The organism is Bacillus sp. CGMCC 1.16607 (assembly GCF_042683745.1).
GTDB lineage: Bacteria > Bacillota > Bacilli > Bacillales > Cytobacillaceae > Pseudoneobacillus.
Window position 1 is genome coordinate 224302 of record NZ_JBHUJX010000036.1, and the last position, 22752, is coordinate 247053.

General features: G+C 37.6%; 21 protein-coding genes and 3 pseudogenes. 13 read left to right on the forward strand and 11 right to left on the reverse strand.

Annotated elements, in window-relative coordinates:
- Positions 1-156: 156 nt before the first annotated feature.
- Entirely contained in the window at positions 157-1821 is a 1665-nt protein-coding gene (locus ACFSO7_RS23515; protein ID WP_377879899.1) for a hypothetical protein, read from the forward strand.
- A 113-nt stretch (positions 1822-1934) separates the two neighbouring features.
- Positions 1935-2660 carry a DUF4230 domain-containing protein gene (locus ACFSO7_RS23520; protein WP_377879900.1) on the forward strand — a complete coding sequence of 242 codons (726 nt, stop codon included), beginning with the start codon at positions 1935-1937 and terminating at the stop codon, positions 2658-2660.
- Between the two features lie 161 nt (positions 2661-2821).
- Here ACFSO7_RS23520 and ACFSO7_RS23525 read toward each other — a convergent pair whose 3' ends face one another.
- Together ACFSO7_RS23525 and ACFSO7_RS23530 are read right to left on the reverse strand one after the other, a co-directional pair.
- On the reverse strand, positions 2822-3358 hold the full coding sequence (locus tag ACFSO7_RS23525) for a hypothetical protein (RefSeq protein ID WP_377879901.1): 537 nt from the start codon (positions 3356-3358) through the stop codon (positions 2822-2824).
- 70 nt (positions 3359-3428) lie between these two features.
- A complete protein-coding gene (locus ACFSO7_RS23530) occupies positions 3429-3689 on the reverse strand; it encodes a hypothetical protein (RefSeq protein ID WP_377879902.1) in 261 nt (86 codons plus the stop codon).
- Between the two features lie 237 nt (positions 3690-3926).
- On the opposite strand from ACFSO7_RS23530, the gene ACFSO7_RS23535 reads away from it, so the two are divergent.
- Complete coding sequence (locus ACFSO7_RS23535) at positions 3927-4904, forward strand: quinone oxidoreductase family protein (protein ID WP_377879903.1); 978 nt, start codon at positions 3927-3929, stop codon at positions 4902-4904.
- 225 nt (positions 4905-5129) lie between these two features.
- Here ACFSO7_RS23535 and ACFSO7_RS23540 read toward each other — a convergent pair whose 3' ends face one another.
- Together ACFSO7_RS23540 and ACFSO7_RS23545 are read right to left on the reverse strand one after the other, a co-directional pair.
- Positions 5130-5801: a TerC family protein gene (locus ACFSO7_RS23540; RefSeq protein WP_377879904.1), complete on the reverse strand. Its 672-nt coding sequence runs from the start codon at positions 5799-5801 to the stop codon at positions 5130-5132.
- 180 nt (positions 5802-5981) lie between these two features.
- Entirely contained in the window at positions 5982-6350 is a 369-nt protein-coding gene (locus ACFSO7_RS23545) for a winged helix-turn-helix transcriptional regulator (protein WP_377879905.1), read from the reverse strand.
- Between the two features lie 204 nt (positions 6351-6554).
- Here ACFSO7_RS23545 and ACFSO7_RS23550 point away from each other — a divergent pair, with 204 nt between their 5' ends.
- Together ACFSO7_RS23550 and ACFSO7_RS23555 are read left to right on the forward strand one after the other, a co-directional pair.
- On the forward strand, positions 6555-7784 hold the full coding sequence (locus tag ACFSO7_RS23550; RefSeq protein WP_377879906.1) for an MFS transporter: 1230 nt from the start codon (positions 6555-6557) through the stop codon (positions 7782-7784).
- A gap of 63 nt (positions 7785-7847) precedes the next feature.
- Positions 7848-8690, forward strand: a complete 843-nt coding sequence (locus tag ACFSO7_RS23555) for an aldo/keto reductase (RefSeq protein ID WP_377879907.1) — start codon at positions 7848-7850, stop codon at positions 8688-8690.
- 137 nt (positions 8691-8827) lie between these two features.
- On the opposite strand, the gene ACFSO7_RS23560 is transcribed toward ACFSO7_RS23555, so the two are convergent.
- Positions 8828-9892 carry an NAD(P)/FAD-dependent oxidoreductase gene (locus tag ACFSO7_RS23560; RefSeq protein ID WP_377879908.1) on the reverse strand — a complete coding sequence of 355 codons (1065 nt, stop codon included), beginning with the start codon at positions 9890-9892 and terminating at the stop codon, positions 8828-8830.
- Positions 9893-10073: 181 nt separating this feature from the next.
- On the opposite strand from ACFSO7_RS23560, the gene ACFSO7_RS23565 reads away from it, so the two are divergent.
- The 4 genes from ACFSO7_RS23565 to ACFSO7_RS23580 all read left to right on the forward strand — a co-directional run bounded on the left by ACFSO7_RS23565 (position 10074) and on the right by ACFSO7_RS23580 (position 13886).
- Positions 10074-10919 carry an ABC transporter ATP-binding protein gene (locus ACFSO7_RS23565; RefSeq protein ID WP_377879909.1) on the forward strand — a complete coding sequence of 282 codons (846 nt, stop codon included), beginning with the start codon at positions 10074-10076 and terminating at the stop codon, positions 10917-10919.
- Positions 10870-11796, forward strand: a complete 927-nt coding sequence (locus ACFSO7_RS23570) for an iron-hydroxamate ABC transporter substrate-binding protein (RefSeq protein ID WP_377879910.1) — start codon at positions 10870-10872, stop codon at positions 11794-11796. The genes ACFSO7_RS23565 and ACFSO7_RS23570 overlap by 50 nt, the downstream gene beginning before the upstream one ends.
- Positions 11797-11868: 72 nt before the next feature.
- Entirely contained in the window at positions 11869-12882 is a 1014-nt protein-coding gene (locus ACFSO7_RS23575; RefSeq protein WP_377879911.1) for a FecCD family ABC transporter permease, read from the forward strand.
- On the forward strand, positions 12879-13886 hold the full coding sequence (locus tag ACFSO7_RS23580; RefSeq protein ID WP_377879912.1) for a FecCD family ABC transporter permease: 1008 nt from the start codon (positions 12879-12881) through the stop codon (positions 13884-13886). Before ACFSO7_RS23575 ends, ACFSO7_RS23580 begins: the two co-directional genes overlap by 4 nt.
- Positions 13887-13984: 98 nt before the next feature.
- On the opposite strand, the gene ACFSO7_RS23585 is transcribed toward ACFSO7_RS23580, so the two are convergent.
- Positions 13985-14380 carry a hypothetical protein gene (locus ACFSO7_RS23585; protein WP_377879913.1) on the reverse strand — a complete coding sequence of 132 codons (396 nt, stop codon included), beginning with the start codon at positions 14378-14380 and terminating at the stop codon, positions 13985-13987.
- 118 nt (positions 14381-14498) lie between these two features.
- On the opposite strand from ACFSO7_RS23585, the pseudogene ACFSO7_RS23590 reads away from it, so the two are divergent.
- Together ACFSO7_RS23590 and ACFSO7_RS23595 are read left to right on the forward strand one after the other, a co-directional pair.
- Positions 14499-15329, forward strand: a pseudogene (locus tag ACFSO7_RS23590) (cache domain-containing protein); the annotation flags it as partial.
- The gene (locus ACFSO7_RS23595; RefSeq protein WP_377879993.1) at positions 15324-16271 is read left to right on the forward strand and encodes a methyl-accepting chemotaxis protein; all 948 of its coding nucleotides are present in this window, start codon (positions 15324-15326) and stop codon (positions 16269-16271) included. The pseudogene ACFSO7_RS23590 and the gene ACFSO7_RS23595, both read left to right, overlap by 6 nt.
- 104 nt (positions 16272-16375) lie before the next feature.
- Here the strand turns inward: ACFSO7_RS23595 and ACFSO7_RS23600 are convergent, their stop codons facing one another.
- Together ACFSO7_RS23600 and ACFSO7_RS23605 are read right to left on the reverse strand one after the other, a co-directional pair.
- A complete protein-coding gene (locus ACFSO7_RS23600; protein ID WP_377879994.1) occupies positions 16376-17323 on the reverse strand; it encodes a methyl-accepting chemotaxis protein in 948 nt (315 codons plus the stop codon).
- Positions 17315-18166, reverse strand: a pseudogene (locus ACFSO7_RS23605) (PDC sensor domain-containing protein); the annotation flags it as partial. The pseudogene ACFSO7_RS23605 and the gene ACFSO7_RS23600, both read right to left, overlap by 9 nt.
- A 238-nt stretch (positions 18167-18404) precedes the next feature.
- On the opposite strand from ACFSO7_RS23605, the gene ACFSO7_RS23610 reads away from it, so the two are divergent.
- Positions 18405-19559 carry an MFS transporter gene (locus tag ACFSO7_RS23610; protein WP_377879914.1) on the forward strand — a complete coding sequence of 385 codons (1155 nt, stop codon included), beginning with the start codon at positions 18405-18407 and terminating at the stop codon, positions 19557-19559.
- A gap of 284 nt (positions 19560-19843) precedes the next feature.
- Here the strand turns inward: ACFSO7_RS23610 and ACFSO7_RS23615 are convergent, their stop codons facing one another.
- From ACFSO7_RS23615 to msrA, 3 genes and pseudogenes are all read right to left on the reverse strand, one after another.
- Positions 19844-20578, reverse strand: coding sequence for a sulfite exporter TauE/SafE family protein (locus ACFSO7_RS23615; protein ID WP_377879915.1), 735 nt, complete (start codon positions 20576-20578; stop codon positions 19844-19846).
- 108 nt (positions 20579-20686) lie between these two features.
- Positions 20687-21136, reverse strand: a complete 450-nt coding sequence (msrB, locus tag ACFSO7_RS23620; protein WP_377879995.1) for a peptide-methionine (R)-S-oxide reductase MsrB — start codon at positions 21134-21136, stop codon at positions 20687-20689.
- Positions 21122-21634 (reverse strand): annotated as a pseudogene (gene msrA / locus ACFSO7_RS23625) (peptide-methionine (S)-S-oxide reductase MsrA); the annotation flags it as partial. The gene msrB and the pseudogene msrA, both read right to left, overlap by 15 nt.
- Before the next feature lie 199 nt (positions 21635-21833).
- Here msrA and ACFSO7_RS23630 point away from each other — a divergent pair.
- Positions 21834-22655, forward strand: a complete 822-nt coding sequence (locus ACFSO7_RS23630; protein ID WP_377879916.1) for a purine-nucleoside phosphorylase — start codon at positions 21834-21836, stop codon at positions 22653-22655.
- Positions 22656-22752: the final 97 nt, after the last annotated feature.

Genomic DNA, 22752 nt, shown 5'->3' on the forward strand with positions numbered 1-22752 from the left:
GGGATAGGTTTATTGTCCCAGACTAATGCTTTTTTGAAGATAGGACAAGGTTCCTGTCCCCCTGTCCCACCACCACCCACGTCCCAAAAATTTCTTGAATCTTTTCCGTTAGGCAATCCGTATGATTAGATAGAACTAGTTTGAAAGGGGACTGTTATGGGGAATATTTTTCTTTTTTCACTTATTTTTGGACTAGGCGCCGCACTGATCCTTTTACCTATTTATAAAAAAAGTGGCAAACAACCGAAACTTGGAGCCTTAATTGCTTCGGTAGTGCTGTTAGTAGCAACAGTATTAACCTATTATTACTTTACTAATCTAGATAGAAACTTATCTTCCTTATGGATATTAGCTATAATCATTACCGCTGCGGGAGCTGTTCTTTCTTCTGGGAAGGAAAGATTCATTAAATCCTTTCTCTTCCTTGGAAGTTTGATTGTAGGGGGATATTTCCTTACCGCTTTTGTTTTTAATGCAGATGAAAAATATGAAATAGCCAAAATGGAAGAAAAAGTTGAAATCAAATCCTTTGATGAAAGAGAAACACCTGCAAGTGTTCCACCTAAGTTTGCTCGAAATAAAATGAAAAAGGCATTTGGGCAAGTTCCTAATACAAGCTTTTACGAACTAGGAAATCTACAAATTCAAAAGGTGAACGGGGAATACGTCTATATCGCACCTGTCGAATTTTCCAGTGTTTTCAAATGGTGGCGCGGCGAAAAGACCCCTGGCTACTTTACGTTAAGTGCGACGGATTCGTCCGCCAATCCGAAATTTATAAAGGCAGATATGGTCTACACACCATCTTCATTTTTCAATAAAAATATTGAACGGCATATTCGTATGCAATATCCGAAAACAATATTCTATGGAGACGTACAATTAGAGATTGATGATGATGGAAAACCTTATTACATCCGTTCCTTTGGTGAATTTATTTCGGCTCGTAACGGATTTTCTGTTAAAGGTGTAGTGGTAGTAGACTCAAAGAATGGTGGAACGGAAGCGTACCCTTTATCAGAAACACCAGAATTTATTGATGGTGCCGTCTCACCTGAAGTGGTCAGTTTGCAAAACAGCTATTATGGAAACTACGTTCACGGTTTTTGGAATAGCAAGTTCAGTAAATCGGATGTAAAGCTCCCTTCTGATGAAGGAACGGAAGCGAATGTAAGCCCCATCTTTGATGAAAACGGAGATATGTATTATTTCACCGATTTCACAAGCCCTAAAGAAGGCGTGGATTCCATGCTTGGTTACTCTCTGACAAACTCAAGAACGGGAGAAGCAACCTACTATACTGGTAACCTAGAAGAATCCTATATGGATTCACAAGGCGCATTACAAATTATCGAAAAGAAATTCATTGAAAAGAAATGGTATGGCGAAATGCCCGTTCTTTATAATTTCTATGGTGAGGCTAGTTGGTTAACGCCAGTGCTTGATTCAAACGGCTTTTTACAAAACTACTTTATCGTTTCAGCTGCCAATCCAGAAATATCCGTTTACGGAGCAACTCCAAATGACGCTTTAAAGCAATATAAAATTGCCCTGCAAAAAGGCGGAGGGAAAGTAGACGGCAGCTCCAAAGCGGAGGAAAAACAAATAAGTGGAACTGTGATTAGAGTCTATAAAGAAAAGTCTGGAGATTACACTACTGTGTCCTTTCTTCTAGACAATCGCCAAAGCTACGTCATCTCTTCAGAAAATGATCCAATGGCGATCTATTTAAGAGAGGGAGATAAAGTAAACATTGTCTACTTCGATACTAATGAAGATTTTCTACCTGCAAAAGACATTGTCATTGAGGGGTTAGAATAACTGGTCGTGTTCTGATCACTACCACCATTACGGTAGTGGTCTTTTTTTCAAAAGGATTTGTCGAATGGTGTCAATGATTTATAATGAAGTTGATTAAAGGGGGATGATTCACTTTGAATAAAAAGGATCAGGCTCGGATGGAAATTGAAAAAGCAAAAAGAGAAAGTGCTGCTACGATTGCACTTGGTGGACAAGCAGCTTCCATGCCCCATCGATCTGGTACACGATTTAAGCTTTTTTTAAAATATTGGAATTTGAAACTGATTTTAGTTGCCCTAGTATTGGCAGTAGTTATTTCTAGTATTCTTTGGTTCTTTTCAGGAAGTACTTTCAAAAAGGAAAGCACGACATTTGTAGAACAAGTTCAGGAATTAGCGACCCTTGCAACCGCTGAAGCCCATGTGAAGACGATTATCGAACAACAGGACAATAAGCTATTTGGAAAAGACATTCAATTGAATATCCCTGGTACGAAACGGGAGTTATTATTGGTTGTCCCAGCCACGGTCATTGCAGGCGTGAATCTTAAAGAGATTACCTCAGACAATATTAAAATAGATGATGAAGCAAAGGAATTAGAAATGATTCTGCCTCATGCGACTTTCATACAAAAACCGGCCATTCAAATGGACAAGGTGCGGACGTTTTCGGACGAAGGACTTTTTCGCGGAAAAGTAGAATGGGCTGAAGGGTTTGATATTGCCGCAGAAGCGCAAAAGGAAATCGAAAAAGAAGCCGTTGAAATAGGGCTATTACAAACAGCCGAAAACAATGCTGAAAAAGTGCTCAAAGAGTTTTTTGGCACCCTAGGATACTCAGTAAAAATTACTTTTCAATAGAATGCTAGATTAGAGTGATAGAATGACTTAAGAGTTTACGTTCCTTATTGGGGAATTTAACCAAATCCACACTGCGCAATATCTATTTTTGAAATTAAAAAGGCTTTACTCCTTCTTGAAGTAAAGCCCCCTTAGTTAAATAAGTGGAAGCCCTTCTCACTTTAAAACGATTGTGCCTTCGTTTTAAATTCCTCGTATTTTTGTTTATATTCTTCTTCAGTTACAGCATGAAATAACAGTTTTCGATTGGTCGCCCAAAAGGAAAGATCGAAACCAGTGGCACTTTCGTGAAAATTGCCTTTTAATTTTGTTTTTTTTCCGTTTACCGTGGTGAAGAACTCCACCATGTGTCCGTCTGTTCCTCCATTCAAAACATATCTGGTTTCTTCGTACGGGTTGTTTTTATTCTCTGTGTCAGCCATCATGAGAAGGGATCCTGTCAATCCTCCGCCATCTAGTAAGACTTCATCAATCTTGATAAAAAACTGGTACGAACCGTCATCTGAGGTATGAAGATATCCATAAACTTTACGTAGATCATTGAAAAATTTCCTTAATCGGTTATTTTCTATTTCTTCTGTGTGATAGTTTAGTAACGATTCTACATATCCATCAAGTTCTTCCTGATCAACAGGATTGTAATAATTGAAGTCTTTTTCCCTTGTTTTTGTACTAATAAATGTGGACCAGAAAACCACGCGTCAAACTTCATGATGTTTCCACCGTAATTTACCTTAAACTCATACCCCTTTTCAGTCGTTACTCCAGTCAGCGGGAATTCTTTTTCTTTAATATAGGGTTTTCCCCCATTCCATCCATGAGTTTCTGTTCGTGAAGTATCCCCTTCACTTTCCCTTTCTGACTCTTTAGTTCAAACCAATAAAGCATAGCGTTATTACTGTAAACAAATGCGTCTGATTTATTCAACGGGTCTTTTCGGTCTTTCATCTCAGTTGATACCCACCAAAATGATACACCAATCAGCAATCCAATTAGCGCCGCTATACTCCAATATTTTATTTTTTTCATTTTGCTCTCCCTCCAGGAACAAACATAGCCTAAAAACATTATACCTTGACCATTTACATATATATATTCTGGTACTTTTCACATCTTTACATTTCTAACAGGCTTATTCCTCCTTAGTCATTTCCACAATTACCTAACGATAATAATTTCTTATATACTTTCATAATTTTTTCATTATTCCACTTATGGACCTATTCAAATAAAATAATAGATATTGAATGAATAGGAGGAAAAAAATTGAAAGCCATTATCGTAACAGAGTTTGGTCAACCTGAAGTACTTAAATATACAGATATAGAAATTCCAGTAATAAATTCAAAGCAAGTTTTAATTAAGGTCGAAAAAGCAAGTGTAAATTTTGCAGATATTAAATCGCGTTACGGAAAAAAAGGAGGTAAATTACCGTTTATTCCTGGATTAGATGCTGCAGGTGTGATAGAAAGTGTTGGTTCTGAGGTTCAATCATTTAAAGTGGGGCAACGTGTCATTGCATTCCCTTCTGCCGGTTCCTATGCAGAATATGTTGTAGCGGAGGAAAACCTTACTTTTTCCATTCCAGACCGTTTAGATTTTCAAACAGCAGCAGCTTGTCCGACGGTTTCGTTTCTTTCCTATAAACTTCTGGTAGATATTGCACGAATTGAAAAGGGAGAAACCGTTTTAGTCCACTCAGCAGCTGGAGGAGTAGGAACAACAGCCATCCAATTAGCAAAAATTCTAGGTGCGAGTAAAGTGATTGGGACCGTGGGAAGTGAAAGTAAATCTTCTGTAGCTTTAGAGGCTGGGGCGGATCAAGTGATTTGTTATGAAACAGAGGATTTTGCTCAAAAGGTCAATGAATATACGGATGGTAAAGGAGTTAATATCATTCTAGATTCGATCGCTGGATGGGTATCAGAAAAAAGTCTTGACTGTCTTGCCCCATACGGTCGATTGGTGCACTTCGGAAACTCTAGTGGGAAAGCAGGCAACTTTAAAACAAACGATTTACATTCAAGCTGCCGCTCCGTCCTCGGATTCAGCTTAGGTACGACTAGAAAAGAGCGTCCTCATTTATTGCAGGAGACAGCAAAGCAAGTGCTTCAACTGTTAGCAGATGGTCATTTACATATTAAAATTGGACATCACTTTCCATTGCAAGATGCGGTATCTGCCCATAAATTAATTGAAAGCAGACAAAGTGTTGGCAAAGTTTTATTAGATGTAAAACATTAACAAAAGCGCAAGCGCCTTGATCAGCCCCGACAAGCAAATGCCGTCCCAAAGAGGAGGTTCGCTCTTTAACCTCATCTTTGGGGCGCCATTTGACCTCGAGGGGCTAAGGCGTTGGAGCTGGACGTAGACTATACAAGTTAAGAAGTTATCCACATCCGAGTATTTTATAGTATCCTAAACAAAAATAAAGCCATTGATGCATCCTTCACATCAATGGCTTTCCTATTAATTATGCTGAACTCGATCTTTCGAATTTCCACTAAACTTACCAACAATGATAACAAAAGCAGCCAAAATAATAGGCAAGATAAAATGAAAGCTATGGTCGAGCTGTTCAAAATAATGCCCGATCGCTTTATCGCTTAACATCATTTCTCCGGCTGTATACCCTAATAATCCCGCTCCAAGTATAACAATGATTGGGAATTTTTCCATAATCGCCATTAAAATTTGACTTCCCCAAATAATTAACGGAATACTAATAGCTAGTCCGATAAGAATGAGCACCATATTTCCTTCAGCTGCCCCTGCAACCGCAACGACATTATCTAGACTCATGATCAAGTCAGCAAAGATAATCGTTTTGATAGCCCCCATTAAATTCGAGCTTGCTTCAATGTTTTCGTCGTCTTCACCCTTTAATAATTTAATAGCAATCCACAAAAGAAGAATCCCGCCAATAAAATTTAAAAAAGGAATTTGTAATAAATAAACTGCTACAAAGGTTAAAATGACACGAAGTGCGATTGCTCCAAAGCTACCTAAAAATACAGCCTTCTTGCGATATTTCACATCTAAATTCCGACAGGCAAGGGCGATTACAACCGCATTATCCCCGCTTAATACAATATTAATTAAAATAATTTCTATCAACCCTACTAGAAACTCACTACCCAATGAAAGAATCCCCCTCTTAAATGATGTGAAAAAAATATGTAAAAGACATTATTTAATATACCCATTTTATACTTTTTAGTAAATATTCAGGAAGTAGTTTTATTTCTAGTGTACACCGATTATTTCAACCTCAGCAATTTTGTACATTCCATTTTTTAATCATCGATAGGGGTCTATTGACTACTTTAGACGATCATTTAAAACATTCTCTTCTAATACAGCGAACTTATCCCCATATACTTTTGTAATATGTTTTTCACCCCAAGCACAAAGAGAATCCAATATACCTTGTAAACTCCATCCGTATTCACTTAATTCATATTCTACTTTGGGAGGAATTTGATTATAAACAATCCTATTTATGACGCCATCTTCCTCTAATTCTCGTAACTGTTGAGTTAGCATCTTCTGGGTAATATCAGGCATGAGTCGTTTTAGTTCATTCGTTCGTTTCTTTCCATGTGTTAAATGACAAAGAATCACGCATTTCCATTTCCCACCTATCACCTCTAATGTCGCTTCTACTGAAATATTGTACTTCTTCTTCATATTTTCCCTCCTTATTTATAGGCACAAAAAAGTACCTATATTACTTATTTGTGCCTATATTACTTTAAAGTACGTACTTCTCTATTTGTTTTATATCATCCATAATAACATTTATCGGTTGAGCTATAACGTATTTTTTAAAATATATTCTTTACGTAAGGCACAATCAATAATACAAAATCACATCATTTAGGAGGGAATGCCGTGGCTTTAGATAAAAAACAGAGTACATTAGCCTTGTTGGCATTAGCAATAAGTGCATTTGCAATAGGAACAACAGAATTTATTAGTGTAGGGCTGCTACCCCTTATTTCTAATGATTTACAAGTATCGATAACAACAGCGGGTTTAACCGTATCCCTATATGCATTAGGAGTAGCATTCGGAGCACCTATATTAACTTCCATTACTTCAAGTATGTCTCGCAAAACTTTGTTGCTGTGGATCATGATTATTTTTATCATCGGGAACAGTATTGCAGCTTGTGCGACTAGCATTGGTGTTTTACTGGTCGCTCGTGTAATTTCTGCATTTTCCCATGGTGTATTTATGTCAATAGGCTCGACCATTGCTGCTAATCTAGTTCCAGAAAATAAAAGAGCTAGTGCCATATCCATTATGTTTACAGGACTCACTGTCGCTACAGTTACCGGTGTGCCATTTGGAACATTTATTGGGCAACAATTTGGTTGGAGAATAGCCTTTATCATCATTACATTGGTTGGAATTATTGCCTTTATTTCAAATAGCATCCTTATTCCTGCTAATTTACGAAAGAGTGCTCGTACATCTTTTCACGATCAGTTCAAATTAATAACAAATGGCCGTTTATTACTTTTATTTATCATTACAGCTTTAGGATATGGTGGAACGTTTGTTGTCTTTACTTTTCTATCCCCCATTCTACAGAACATAACTGGATTTAAAGAAGAAACAGTAGCTATTATACTGTTCATTTACGGAATAGCCATTGCAATTGGGAATATGATGGGCGGGAGATTATCTAATATAAATCCGCTAAAGGCATTATTTTACATGTTTATCGTACAAGCTATTGTTCTCCTTATCTTGATGTTTACAGCACCATATAAAATAGTAGGATTGCTAACTATTTTCTTTATGGGACTTCTTGCTTTTATGAATGTTCCTGGATTACAAGTATATGTCGTAATGCTGGCAGAACGTTTTGTACCTACCGCGGTAGATGTCGCTTCCGCTCTCAATATCGCTGCGTTTAATGCAGGAATTGCCATTGGCTCCTACTTAGGTGGTGAGATTACCAATTCGATTGGATTAATTCATACTTCTTGGATTGGAGCACTTATGGTTTTCGGTGCCGTAATCCTTACAGGTTGGTGTCGAATTCTTGAAAAAAGAGACCAAAAGCAACTTATAGTATATGAAAAAAACATCCCAACAATGGGAGAGATTTAAGCACATGCGCACCAAATTTAAAATAATTTTTTATTAACTAACAACATTGGAGGTATATTTTTCATGAAAAAAAACTTACAAAACACAACTACTTTGCATAATGGGGTAAAAATGCCTTGGTTAGGTATTGGAGTATTTAAAGTAGAAGATGGTCCTGAATTGATCCATTCTGTAAAATCGGCGATTAAACATGGGTATCGAAGCATTGATACGGCTGCTATTTATCAAAATGAAGAAGGGGTAGGACAAGCAATCAGAGAAGGAATAAAAGAAACAGGTGTCGCTAGAGAGGACCTTTTCATCACTTCGAAAGTTTGGAATTCTGACTTAGGCTACGAATCAACTATAGCTGCTTATGAAACTAGCTTAACCAAGCTTGGCCTAGACTATTTAGATTTATACCTTATTCACTGGCCTGTGGCAGGCAAATACAAAGAGGCTTGGCGAGCATTAGAAACTCTATATAAAGAAGGCAAAGTGAAAGCGATTGGAGTAAGTAACTTCCAAGTTCACCATCTGGAAGACTTAATAAATGATGCAGAAATAAAACCGATGGTCAATCAAGTAGAATACCACCCACGGTTAACACAGAAAGAAGTGCATGCCTTTTGTTTGAAACATGGGATTCAATTAGAAGCATGGTCACCATTAATGCAAGGTCAATTATTAGATCACCCTGTCTTAGAGGAGATAGCCAATCAATATAACAAATCAATTGCTCAAGTTATTTTACGATGGGATTTACAAAACGGGATTGTCACCATTCCGAAATCAACCAAAGAACAACGGATTGTTGAAAACTCTACTATATTTGATTTCGAACTAACGAAAGAAGATATGGAGAAAATTAATGGATTGAATCAAGATCATCGTGTCGGTCCAGACCCTGACAACTTTGATTTTTAACTAGAGATTTGTGTAAACTTTGTTCTTTAAACTAAGATTTTCATTACTGTTCTACAAATAGGCATTCCCCTAAACGAGGGAATGCCTATTTGTCACTTTAAGTAACTTGGAATCATTTCACACTTCAAATTCATCATCTATAAAGCTTTTGTTTGCTCCATCATTTGTTTCACTAATTCACGATTACGTTTTTTAAAGACCTCATTATGTGAGGAAACCATGGCCATTTTATAAGCGTCAGGCTGGATAAATTGTTTAGCCTTGTTTACAGCATTAGCGGCATCTTGAAATGCACCAGCTATTAAATTTAATTTCCCATCATGCTTGAGAATATCCCCAGCTGCGTAAAGTCCTGGGATTGATGATTCACTAGACGCATTACCTGCAATATAAAAATTATCGGCTATCTCAATCTTCAGTTCACTATTTTCAAGTAAGGTTGTATCCTGCTCATAGCCATGATTAATAATCACTTCATCAATCGACAAATGCGAAACCTCTCCTGTGATCTGATTTGTCAATTCAACACTTTCAATTAATTCATGGTTTTCATTGGCAATTAGTTTTGTAATAGAAGTATTAAAATAACAAGTAGCCGAGCTATTTATTAACTGGGTTACTTGTGACTCATGTCCTGATAGAGCATCTTTTCGATAAGTTAAATAAACTTTTTTGGCAATTGGCTCTAATTCATTTGCCCAATCAATGGCAGAATTTCCTCCACCGGATATGATCACTGTTTTATCTATAAACGATTTTAAAGATTTCACTGTGTAATTTAGATTTGATACTTCAAATCTCTCTGCTCCCTCAATTTTTAACTTCTGAGGTTTCAATATTCCACTTCCAACAGCAACAATGACTGTTTTCGAAAAATGCTTTTGACCAGAGGCAGCGACTAATTCAAAAATACCTTCATCATTTCGAGTAATCGACACCACTTTTTCATTCAAGACGACGGTTGGATCAAAAGTTAAACCTTGCTCTACAAGTTGTTTAATTAAGTTTGCTCCTGTGATTGGTGTTTGTCCTCCAATATCCCAAATCACCTTCTCTGGATAGACATGAATTTTCCCACCTAATTGTGGTTGATATTCAATAAGCTTTGTCTTCATTTCTCTAAGTCCACTATAAAAGGTTGAGTAAAGACCGGCTGGCCCTCCTCCAATCACCGTTACATCGAATAATTCTTGCAGTTCCATTTCCGTCCACTCCTTGGTAATCAAATGTGATTGATTATCATTCTCATTAGAATATATATCTTTTTCTTCATTTTTACAATAAAAAATTTATGGTTGACATCAGAAAAAAATAAATTTATAGTTTAGTCAATCGATATTGATAATCATTATCACTCATTTTTCCAAAATTGGAGGTAAAATCATGGTTCGCCTCTACACAGATGAATTGAACATTGGCTATGATGAACGCTTAATTGTAAAAAATCTCAGTGTCGCTATTCCCGATAAAAAAATAACAACCATTATCGGTTCCAACGGCTGTGGAAAATCGACCTTATTAAAAGCGATTACTCGTATTATCACCCACCAATCTGGAGCAGTTATATTAGACGGAGCAAACATCTCAAAAGAAAACACAAAGATCCTTGCTAAAAAAATGGCGATTCTTCCACAAACACCAGAAAGTGCAAGTGGATTAACAGTTGGCGAACTTGTATCTTATGGTCGCTTTCCTTACCAATCAGGATTCGGACGATTAACGAAAAGAGACTATGAAATCATCGATTGGTCACTTGATGTTACAGGTACTGCAGACTTTAAGTTTCGTCCTGTCGATTCACTATCAGGTGGACAGCGGCAACGAGTATGGATTGCCATGGCTCTTGCGCAAGAAACAGAAATAATTTTCCTTGATGAGCCAACCACTTATTTAGATATGGCCCATCAGCTAGAGGTTTTAGAGCTTTTACAAAAACTCAATGTAGAACAGGGACGTACGATAGTGATGGTCCTTCATGATTTAAATCAAGCTGCACGTTTTGCAGATCATCTTATCGCATTAAAAGATGGTGAAATTGTAAAGGCTGGCAATTGTGAAGAGGTAATCAGTCATGACGTGCTTAAAAAAGTGTTTCATATTGATGCCCAAATCGGTCGCGATCCAAGAACAAATAAACCAATGTGTGTAACTTACAACTTATTAAAAGGAGAACAAAAGAATGAAGAAACTACTCATCCCATTTATGCTGCTGTTAGTTCTAGTTATTAGCGCTTGCAGTAATGCTAAGACAAATGAAAAAGAGGATTCATCACCGAAAGATGAAAACAAATCAGGAACCATTACGTATCAATCGGAAACAGGACCAATTGAAGTTCCTGCTGATCCAAAACGTGTCATTTTGCTCTCTGGATTTACTGGTAATGTCATCGACTTAGGGGTAAATATCGTTGGTGTAGATGTATGGTCTAAAAATAACCCCACTTTTGAAAAAGAATTAAAAGATGTAGAAGAAGTTTCCGATGAAAACTTAGAAAAAATTATCGAATTAAATCCAGATTTAATCATTGGTTTATCTAATATTAAAAACCTAGATAAATTAAGTGAAATTGCTCCTACAGTAACTTACACATGGGGAAAAGTTGATTATTTGACGCAACACTTAGAAATTGGAAAGCTCTTAAACAAAGAAAAAGAGGCACAAGAATGGATTGATGACTTTAAACATCGTGCAGAAGCCGCTGGTGAAGAAATTCGTGCAAAAATTGGTGAAGACGCAACCGTTTCTGTCATTGAAAGTTATGGTAAGGACCTCTATGTATTCGGCGATAACTGGGCACGTGGAACGGAAATCTTATATCAAGCAATGAATTTAAAAATGCCGGAGAAAGTAAAAGAAATGGCATTGAAATCAGGCTATTATACGTTATCTGCTGAAGTACTTCCTGAGTATGCTGGGGATTATGTAATCTTAAGTAAATACTCAGATGCGGATACTTCCTTCCAAGAAACGGAAACATATAAGAATATTCCTGCTGTTAAAAACAATCATGTATATGAAATGACTGGAAATGGAGCTTCCTTTAGTGACCCAGTCACATTAGAAAAGCAGCTTAAATTTTTCAAAAAATCATTTTTAGGTAGTTAATATAAAAAGAGGAATTCTGGAGGTTAAAGAATTCCTCTTCCCCCATTCTACGAAAGAAAAGATGAGAGACTGATGACGATAGATAACCGACGTTCGATCCCATTTATTTATAAACTTATTGCAGGTATCCTCGCGTTTGTTAGTATGTTCATTATTGCTTGCGTTTTTGGAGCAGCAGATATTGCCGTTAAAGATGTTTGGCTAGCACTCACTTCCAACAATACTTCAAGTGGAAAAATTTCGATTATCCGTGAGATTCGCTTGCCGCGAGAAGTAGCAGCGATTTTTGTTGGAGCAGCTCTTGCTGTTTCTGGGGCCATTATGCAAGGAATGACAAGAAACCCGCTTGCTGACCCTGGCTTATTAGGATTATCCGCAGGTGCCAATGCTGCACTGGCTCTAACCATAGCCTTCATTCCTTCTGTCAATTACTTCGGTACGACGATAGCTTGTTTTATTGGAGCAGCTGTCGGAGCTTTGATGGTTTTTGGTATTGGTACGATGAAAAAAGGTGGCTTCTCTCCACTAAGAATTGTATTAGCTGGGTCAGCTGTTTCCGCTTTTTTATACGCTATCGCAGAAGGCATTGGTATTTACTTTAAAATCTCAAAAAATGTTTCGATGTGGACTGCTGGTGGAATGATTGGAACGTCATGGAGCCAACTTCAAGTCATCGTTCCTTTTATTATTATAGGTATTCTAGTGTCACTTTTTCTTTCAAGACAGCTGACCATTCTTAGTTTAAATGAAGAGGTGGCAGTTGGATTAGGTCAAAAGACAACACAAATAAAGACGATTCTTTTTATTATTATTATATTATTAGCCGGTGCCTCTGTTGCTCTTGTTGGAAATATGGTCTTCATCGGTTTAATGGTCCCTCATGTAGCGCGTGCCCTAGTTGGAACGGATTATCGATTTATTATCCCAATGTCTGCCATTACAGGAGCCACTTTTATGCTACTTGCCGATACACTTGGGAGGACACTTAATGCTCCCTATGAAACACCTGTCGCTGCTATCGTTGCTATAATGGGCTTACCTTTCTTCCTAATTATTGTTCATAAAGGAGGCAAAGTATTCTCATGATTCACCCATCATTAATTAAAAAACAACGAATGATTCTAGCAATCTTATTATCTCTCATTGTACTTACTACCGTTATTGGCATGGGAATGGGCTATTCAACACTCTCTTACGACCGGCTGATCCCAACCCTACTTGGCCAAGGTACATTTAAAGAAGAATTTGTTCTTTTTTCTATTCGCTTACCTAGATTAATTATCACGCTGTTAGCAGGTATGGCACTCGCCTTATCTGGTGCGATTCTACAGGGAATCACCCGAAATGATTTAGCTGATCCGGGTATTATTGGTATTAACTCTGGAGCAGGTGTAGCTATCGCGATTTTCTTTTTGTTTTTCCCCATTGAAGCAGGTTCATTTGTTTATATGCTTCCGATTGTTGCTTTTGTAGGCGCATTACTAACTGCCTTCTTCATTTATGTGCTTTCATATTCTAAAAATGGAGGTCTACAACCGGTTAGATTGGTACTCATCGGAATCGGATTTTCCTTTGCTCTTTCTGGAGTAATGATTGTACTGATCTCATCAGCTGAACGTGAAAAAGTAGATTTTATCGCTAAATGGCTAGCAGGAAATATATGGGGGTCTGATTGGCCTTTTATTTGGGCATTCCTTCCATGGTTGGCGATTCTTATTCCTTTTACTTTATACAAAGCCAATCGATTGAATCTTTTAGGTCTTATCGAGCCCGTCGCAATTGGTGTCGGTGTTTCCATAGAAAGGGAGCGTATCGTTTTCCTTTTAACCGCGGTTGCCCTAGCTGCTTCTGCTGTTTCAGTTGCAGGGGGAATTGCCTTTATTGGACTAATGGCACCACATATAGCGAAAGCTTTAGTAGGACCTAGAAATCAACTATTTATCCCAATTGCCATACTGATTGGTGGCTGGCTATTATTATTTGCCGACACCATTGGACGTAATATCATTGAGCCAAACGGTATACCGGCAGGTATTATGGTCTCTTTGATTGGTGCGCCATATTTTATGTATTTATTATTGAAAAAATAATAAACAATAAACAATAAACAGCCGCCCTTGGCATTTGGGCGGCTTTGTAGTTTTATTCCCAGCTATAAACAGCTTTCCCTTTATGAAAGTAGATTGACTCATCTTTGAGTGCTTGCTGTTGCAATGATGGTCCCAGCTCCCAATGCTTTAGCCATCTGGATGGCTAAACTTCCAACTCCACCGGCCCCTGCATGTATTAAAACACTCTCACCAACTTGAAGACGCCCTGCTGTTTTTAACGTATGATAAGCTGTTTGACCTTGCGTTAAGAGTGCTGTTGCCTCTGCTGCATTAATTTTTTCAGGATATGAGATAACGAAGCTAGAAGGAACCCTTACATATTCCGAGTACGCCCCATCAGGGACTTGGGCCATGACATTCATTCCTTTAGTTAAGGTTGCCTTTTTTCCCTGTTCTACGATTTTCCCTGCCACTACTCCCCATGAACCTACAATCATTGGTAAAGCAACAGGGAAGCTTCCAAAATACGTCAACTAGATTCCGATATTTCAAAATATTTAGAAGGGATACTTGTTTGAATAGTAAATTAGCACTATACTTTTTGTAGGTAAATACTACTAGAATAGCTTCTATTTTATGAGGAAGGAGTTCATGTTTTTGAAAATAGCTAAAGGAAAGAAAAAGCAATTAAAAATTTCTATTGGTAAAAAGATCGGCATTCTTTGTTTCTTATTATTAATTATTCCATCTTTAATTATTGGTTTATTAGCCTACAGCTCATCCAAGCAAAGCTTAAATAATTTAAGTCAAGTTGGGCTTAAAAACAATGTTGAGCAAGTCATACAAATGATAGACTCTCTTAACCAATCTGTTGAGAAAGGTTCTATGTCCTTAGAAGAAGCGCAAGAAATCGCAAAGGTTCAAATTTTAGGTATGAAAGATGACGAGGGAAAAAGGCCGATAAATAAAAGTGTAAATTTAGGGAAACATGGTTATTTCTTCATTTTAGATGAAACAGGAAGCTTACTTGCACATCCCACAATTGAAGGTTCAAATCTTTGGGAAACAAAAGATGTAGAAGGTTATTTATTTGTCCAGGACTTTATCAAGCAAGCTAATAATCATGGTGGATTTACAAATTATCAATGGGCATTACCTAATGATCCAGATACGATTAAAGAAAAGATAGCCTATACAAAGGTATATCCAGAGTGGGGATGGTATGTATCTGCTGGCTCCTATTTAATGGATTATAATAGTGAGTCTAATCATGTTCTTACAATCCTATTATTTACTCTTGGAGTATTTGTAGTCATAGGAGGGTGTGTTCTTTTATTAGTTATGAGGGTCATTGTCAAGCCAATTGTTAAAGTGGCCGATGGTATTAAACAAATCTCAAATGGGGATTTTTCTGTCGATGACTTGATCATTCATAATAAGGATGAGGTTGGAGAGTTAGCAAAGGATTTTAATTCGATGAAGAATCATTTACGTTCTGTCATTAAACAAGTTGCCGAAGCTTCAGAGGATGTTGCAGCTACTTCCCAACAACTTACCGCTAGTAGTGAAACAACGACTTATGCAACGGAACAAATTTCCCAAAGTATTTCTCAAATCACCACAAATACACAATCACAAGTGTCTTTTTCAGAGGACTCTTCTATAATTGTTTCGCAGATATCAAATAGTATAATAGAGATTACTGAAAATATTGAGTCCGTAGCAAATTCTATTCATTCTGCGACTCAAAAGGCTGAAAATGGAAATGAAATTGTAAATAATGCAATGGAACAAATGAGATTCATTCATGAGCAATCGAATCAATTGGAGAGGATTGTTCATTCCCTTGGTAGTCGTTCAAACGAAATTGGTCAAATTGTTTCCTTAATTACAGATATCGCTGGCCAAACAAATTTACTTGCCCTCAACGCAGCTATTGAAGCAGCAAGAGCTGGTGAACATGGTAAAGGGTTTGCTGTCGTTGCAAGTGAAGTACGTAAATTAGCTGAACAATCAGGAGAAGCTGCTGGGAAAATTAGTCATATCATTCAAGAAATCCAGGATGAAACAACGACTGCAGTCCAGTCGACAGTAGAAGGAATAGCCAATGTAAATAAAGGAATTGAACTTGTTAATACTGCTGGTCAATCATTCCAGGATATTCTTATTTCAGTTAAAGAAGTGCAAAGCCAAACATCCAATGTTTCAAACACAGCCAAACAGATTAAGGATGATTCAGGAAATATGGTCCCATCCATTCGTGAAATTGTAGAGGGGGCGATTGCCATCTCTAACAACATTCAAAATGTGGCCGCCTCTACCAAGGATCAAACAGAAGCTATTAAAGAAGTTTCAGTTGCCTCAAGTAAGTTAACAGATATGGCCCTTAAACTTCAAGAAAATATTAGCACCTTTAAAATTTAAACTTCAAAGGTGATCTAGAAAAAAAAGACCAAAGTACCGATTTATCGGACATTGGTCTTTTTTTAAAATTACTTTTAAAACAGATTAATCGTTTGAAACTGCTTCTATATATTAAATCTCCTACCAATATCATGTAACTCTTGAGCCATATTGGCTAATTCTTTTGTTGCATAAGATACCTCTTGAATCGAAGCGCTCTGTTCTTCTGTAGAACTTGCTACTTCTTGTGTGTAGGCAGAGCTTTGTGTTGTTAATGTTGCGACACTGTCCATCGAGTCTTTTAATATATCTGTACTTTTATGAATTTCTTCAATGGAGGTCATTACTTCTTCCATTCGGTCTGCTGTCTCACTTACGGCTGTCACAATTCGATTAAAATAAATACCTGCTTCACTCACAAGGCTAGTACCCTGTTGAACAGCCTCAGAAGCATTAAACATCGTTTCTACAGCGTGCTTAGTATTAATTTGAATCTCTCTAATTAGATCGGAAATTTGCTTTGTCGATTGGCTAGACTGCTCCGCTAATTTTTTTACTTCTCCCGCTACGACAGCAAACCCTTTCCCGTGCTCCCCAGCGCGTGCAGCTTCTATTGCCGCATTCAACGCCAATAGATTGGTTTGATCAGCGATTCCACTTATTAATAAAAGGATCTTTTCAATCTCTTCAGATTTTTCATTTAACAACTGAATCGCCTTACTTGTTTCCTCGGTCCCTTGGTTGATTAAATTCATTTGTTCTACAGCACTTTCGACAATAATTAACCCTTCTTGTGATTGCTTCGCTGTATCTTTTGAGGTTTCACTTACTTGGCTCGTACGCTCTGCTATGGCGACGACGTCTTTCGCTATCTCGCTAACTTGAGAATTAGATTGATGGATTTTGTCAACCTGTTCTTCTGCGCCATTAGAAACCTCATGGATAGCCCTAGTAATCTGGTCTGTTGCCCTTGATACTTCATCAGCATTGGCATTTAATTGTTCGGAAGAAGCGGCCACTTGTTGGGATGTATCGATAACCCTAGATATGAGTTCTTTTAAATTGTCTACCATATGATTAAAGTTGAACAGTAGCTGCCCAATCTCATCTTTACTTTTAATCGTCTTTCTATCAAAAGATAGATTTCCACTCGCAACTTTAGATATTCCATCTTGAACAATCTGTAAGTTTCGGTTAAATTTCTTCATAAATAGGAAAACGATAACAAGTCCTAGAGAAATGGAAATGAAGCCGATGATAAGGGTTGAATTTAGCAAATCATGCCTCATCAACACCGCTAGATGGTACATATCAAAATCAAGTCCGATCACCCCGATGACTTCACCATTACTATTTTGAAAGGCTTTTGCCAAGGTAATTGTGGATTTCCCTGTTCCTGTATCAATGTACGGAGCAGTCCAAATAATTTCCCCATCTGAAGCTTTCGCATTTTGATACCAATCTCTTTCTCGTGGATCAAACTCATTTAAATTCACTTCTTCTGGAGGAATATTTGATAAATAAAATTCACCCTTTTCCTCCGTAGCAAAATAAATATTTAAGGCATACTTATTTTCTTTCTCTATTTTCGATAAAAACTCCTGATAAAAGCTTGTTTTAGCTGGATCGTTTGACACAGGCATATTTGAAAATTGATTACCTTCAGATTCTGGTACAGAGTAATCTTCAAATTGTATTTCCTTTGTTTTACTGATGTCTTTTAGAACACCCTCATATTCATTGAAAATATTCTTAAAGCGCTTATTTATTTTTTCCATATCTTTCTTCTGAATCACGGCATATTCAAGCACCTTGGAACTTTTGTAAGCCATCACTCCGTTAAACAATAACGGGGCAATTAATAAGAGAATCATAATTATTCCTAATCTAAACCGTAAACTTTGAAAAAAAGACATACACTTCCTCCTTTATTAAGTAAATTTATGGAGCTATTGTACCATTTTTATGAAGTTTTTTGTTTAAATATTAAGAAAATTGTAAAAACATGTCGGAAATATTTCACACTTATAAAACTTGTACCTACGTGCCCTCTCGAGGTGTAATTATAAAAAATTATTTGATAAGATAAGAAAGTGATAACTATTGTCTTTTAAAGGAAAGAATATAATATTTAGTAACTGGAGTGAATTTCAATTGGAGAATAAAAAAGCTTTGCCTATTCTATTCGCTGTGATGTTTCTTGTCATGGTCGGATTTGGAATCATTATTCCTGTAATACCCTTTTATGCCGAAGATTTAGGTGCTTCCCCCACTGAATTGGGTTTACTAATGGCTGTCTATTCATTTATGCAGCTTTTGTTTGCCCCAATGTGGGGACGGATTTCTGATCGAATTGGACGGAAGCCAGTGATGATGATTGGAATTTTAGGACTTTCCTTATCTTTTTTCTTAATGGCCATGTCATCGACGCTTTGGATGCTTTTCGCTGCTAGAATCATCGGTGGATTATTATCCTCAGCCAATATGCCAACTGTGATGGCTTATGTTGCCGATATTACCTCGGAAGAGGACCGTGGAAAAGGAATGGGGATGATCGGTGCTGCTATCGGTTTAGGATTTATTTTTGGACCAGCCATAGGCGGTATCTTTTCAAAGGAAAGTTTGAACATTCCTTTTTATATTGCAGGGGCTTCCTCCTTACTTACGTTTTTTCTAGTTCTGATGGTTTTAAAGGAGTCCTTAAGACAAAAACAATCGAAGGAGAATGATTCATTACATAAAGCTTTTAAAGGCTCCGCTTCGATATTATTTATTTTGCAACTATTTGTTTCTTTATCATTATCGGGTCTTGAAGCAACATTTGCTTACTTTGCTGCTGAAAAAGCAAATTTAGGAACTGTAAAGCTTGGCTATATTTTTATGATTATGGGATTAGCTGGCGCGGTGGTACAAGGTGGATTAGTTGGAAGACTAACAAAACAAATGGGTGAAGGATTTGTCATTCAAATTGGACTTGTCATTTCCATCATCGGGTTTGGATTAATTCTGCTTGTAGATAGTTTCACAACTGCAGCGATTTATTTAACGGTATTCGGAATTGGTAATGGTTTTATTCGTCCGAGTGTTTCGTCCTTACTAACGAAGACTTCAAAGACAGGACATGGCCAGACAACAGGACTATTGTCTTCCTTTGATTCACTTGGCAGAATTATTGGCCCCCCATTAGGTGGATGGCTTTTTTCCATCACTATTGGTTTACCTTATATTTCAGGAATCGCCTTATCGGTTATTGCCTTTCTTTTATTCCAAATATATAAGGCACAAAGAACAAAAGCGCAAGCGCCTTGATCAGCCCCGATAAAGAAGACTGGTCGATTGGCGAGAGTAGCGAAGCCAGAGACCTAGTCGCACTTATGCAAACCGTTCTTTGGTTTGCCAAGCAAATGCCGACCCAAAGAGGAGGTTTGCTCTTTAACCTCATCTTTGGGGCGCCATTTGACCTCGAGGTCGACAAAAGCGCGACGTCCTGTCGCATTATCGACACTAGTACATCCTGTACGTCGGGGCTAAGCGCTGGAGCTGGATTACGAAAAAATCCCCTCTTAGAAGCTAGTCTTTAGAGGGGATCTTTTTTAAAAAATATTCTCTACAAAAATTTGAATGATGAGAGCAATGGTCACAACCCGTAGAATGGGTTTGACGAATTTCGGTTTTAACTTTTCAGCGATACGAACTCCAATCTGCGCGCCTGTCAATGAACCTAGCAAAAGGGCAAGGGTCATTGGCCATATAATTTTTCCCGTTGCTATGTATGTGATAGCCGCTCCGAAGCAACTTGAAAATGTGGCGAGACGTACAAATCCTACCGCTCGTATATAGGCGATATTCAAATAACCAAATAAATAGAGCATTAATGTTCCTTGGCCAGGACCAAATAGTCCATCATAAATCCCAATACTGTAGAGACCAGGTACACTTATCTTATTCATTTTTAATGGTTCCTTACCCGTGAAGCTACCTTTTCCTAAAAAAGAAGCAATAAAGGCAAAAATCAGAAGAATCGCAGCGATGATGTACATATTTTCTCCTGAAATTTTAGAAGCAATGAAGCCTCCGCTTATTCCTCCACCAAGGCTCACTGGGACGATCCAAAATGATTCTTTTAAGGTAAGTTCCTTCTTCTTGTAAAGATGAAAGAAGCTCGAAAAAGAACTAACTGTATTCGATACCTTGTTGGCACCAATCGCGGAATGGACCGGTATCCCCATGATCAGCATAGCTGGAAGACTGATTAACCCGCCTCCACCTGCAAGCGTTCCAATTGTAGTTGCACAAATACCGATAAAATAGAGCAAAACATACTCCATATCCCCACCCCCAAGTTCCTTATCATAAGTATAAACTTTCCAATTCAATAAATAAATTTGATAGTTATAATGAAATGTGATAAGAAAAACTTATGAGTGGGAATATCTTCATTCAAATAAACTTAAAAACTCTCCATACCCTTCTTCCACAAGCTTACTTTTTGGTACAAATCGGAGGGACGCAGAATTAATGCAATATCTGGCACGATCTGGACCAGGACCATCGTCGAACACATGACCAAGATGGGAATCCGATGTTTTGCTTCGAACCTCAATTCTTCGCATTCCATGTGAGGTATCAAACTTTTCCTCAATTTCAAAGCGTCGTAATGGCTTCGTAAAGCTTGGCCAGCCACAGCCTGCATCGTATTTATCCAAGGAACTAAACAGCGGCTCTCCGGAAATAATGTCGACGTAGATTCCATCCTCTGTATGATTCCAAAATTCATTACGGAATGGCGGCTCCGTTGCATTATTCCTTGTTACTTCATATTGAATAGATGTCAGTTCCTTCCGTAATTGCTCATCGCTTTTACGTTTTTTCCATGTTTCACGGATGAATGGCGCCCTTCCAGATCCCTCTTTATAAAGGTTATAGTGGAAAGGGTTCTTTTTATAATAATGCTGATGCTTTTCCTCTGCTTTATAAAAAGGACCAGCTTGTAGAATTTCCGTTACTATCGGCTTTTGAAATCGACCACTTGCCTCAAGATCAGTCTTTGAAGCTTCAGCCATTTCTCTTTGTTCCTCATTATGATAAAAAATAGCCGTTCGATACGACAAACCCCGATCATTGAATTGTCCACCCGCATCCGTCGGGTCAATTTGCTGCCAAAACAGCTCAAGCAGTTTTTTATATGGGAATACTTGTGGATCAAACGTAATCTGAATTGCTTCATAATGTCCCGTTGTATCTGAACATACTTCCTCATAGGTCGGGTTTTCTGTATGCCCACCCGTATATCCTGAAACCACTTCAATAATTCCTGGTTGTTCGTCAAATGGCGAAACCATACACCAAAAACAACCTCCCGCAAATGTTGCCTTTTCTTGCATAAGAAACACACTCCTTTTTATACTCTTATTAAATAATATTCACATTAAGAAAGGAATCAATGATACGTTTTGTTAAAATGAATTTTACCTCTATTTACTTTACTCATTCAATCATTTAATCTTTATAGATGAAATGTTCTAAAGAATCACCTACTGACTTTAGTAAAGTTGAAGTAACATCTTAAGGAGGAACATACATATGCACAGAACCGAAGATATTTTAGAAGCAAAAAATTTTATTATGAGTAAGACTGATTATCGTCCAACAATCGGTATGATTCTAGGATCAGGTTTGGGTACTTTAGCCGATGAAATTGAAAACCCAGTGAATATTCCATATAGCGAAATTCCCCACTTTGCCAAGTCCGGAGCCATTGGACATGCAAATGAATTAGTCATTGGAGAATTAAAAGGCAAGACAGTAGCCGCTATGAAGGGGCGTTTTCATTATTATGAAGGCTTTACATTAGATGAAGTTACTTTTCCGGTACGTGTAATGAAAGCACTGGGTATTGAGAATTTACTTATCACGAATGCCTGTGGTGCGGTTAATACAAGCTTCAGCCCAGGAGATTTAATGTTAATTACCGATCATATCAATTTGGTCGGTAACAATCCATTAATCGGACCGAATAATGATGAATTAGGAACTCGCTTCCCTGATGTCTCTCAAGTATATAATCCTGAGTTACGTAATCTAGCTTCTAAAGTAGCTAACGAGCTAAACATTACCCTACAGCAAGGTGTTTATGCTTGGTGGAGTGGTCCAACTTATGAAACACCAGCTGAAATCCGTATGATTCGTACATTAGGAGCTGATGCTGTAGGTATGTCTACAGTTCCAGAAGCTCTTGTAGCCACCCATGGAAATATGAAAGTACTCGGTATTTCCTGCTTAACTAATATGGCATGCGGGATTTTAGATCAACCGTTGAATCATGATGAAGTCATAGAAGTAGCGAGTAAAGTTAGAGTGCAATTTGTTGAATTAATTAAAGGTATTCTTGAAAAAATGGAATAGAAACAAACAATGGAAAGGGACTTTTTTCCCTTTCTTTTTTATGTATTTTACTTTACCTTACCTCGGTTTAAGGTTAATCTTGTAGCAACAATAATAA

Coding starts and splice junctions, on each gene's coding strand:
- ACFSO7_RS23595 (WP_377879993.1), top strand. CDS start 15,324: ATGAAGAATCATTTACGTTCTGTCATTAAACAAGTTGCCGAAGCTTCA.
- ACFSO7_RS23560 (WP_377879908.1), bottom strand. CDS start 9,892: ATGGAACTGCAAGAATTATTCGATGTAACGGTGATTGGAGGAGGGCCA.
- ACFSO7_RS23565 (WP_377879909.1), top strand. CDS start 10,074: ATGGTTCGCCTCTACACAGATGAATTGAACATTGGCTATGATGAACGC.
- ACFSO7_RS23515 (WP_377879899.1), top strand. CDS start 157: ATGGGGAATATTTTTCTTTTTTCACTTATTTTTGGACTAGGCGCCGCA.
- ACFSO7_RS23570 (WP_377879910.1), top strand. CDS start 10,870: ATGAAGAAACTACTCATCCCATTTATGCTGCTGTTAGTTCTAGTTATT.
- ACFSO7_RS23555 (WP_377879907.1), top strand. CDS start 7,848: ATGAAAAAAAACTTACAAAACACAACTACTTTGCATAATGGGGTAAAA.
- ACFSO7_RS23600 (WP_377879994.1), bottom strand. CDS start 17,323: ATGGTAGACAATTTAAAAGAACTCATATCTAGGGTTATCGATACATCC.
- ACFSO7_RS23630 (WP_377879916.1), top strand. CDS start 21,834: ATGCACAGAACCGAAGATATTTTAGAAGCAAAAAATTTTATTATGAGT.
- ACFSO7_RS23580 (WP_377879912.1), top strand. CDS start 12,879: ATGATTCACCCATCATTAATTAAAAAACAACGAATGATTCTAGCAATC.
- ACFSO7_RS23530 (WP_377879902.1), bottom strand. CDS start 3,689: ATGAAAAAAATAAAATATTGGAGTATAGCGGCGCTAATTGGATTGCTG.
- ACFSO7_RS23545 (WP_377879905.1), bottom strand. CDS start 6,350: ATGAAGAAGAAGTACAATATTTCAGTAGAAGCGACATTAGAGGTGATA.
- ACFSO7_RS23615 (WP_377879915.1), bottom strand. CDS start 20,578: ATGGAGTATGTTTTGCTCTATTTTATCGGTATTTGTGCAACTACAATT.
- ACFSO7_RS23575 (WP_377879911.1), top strand. CDS start 11,869: ATGACGATAGATAACCGACGTTCGATCCCATTTATTTATAAACTTATT.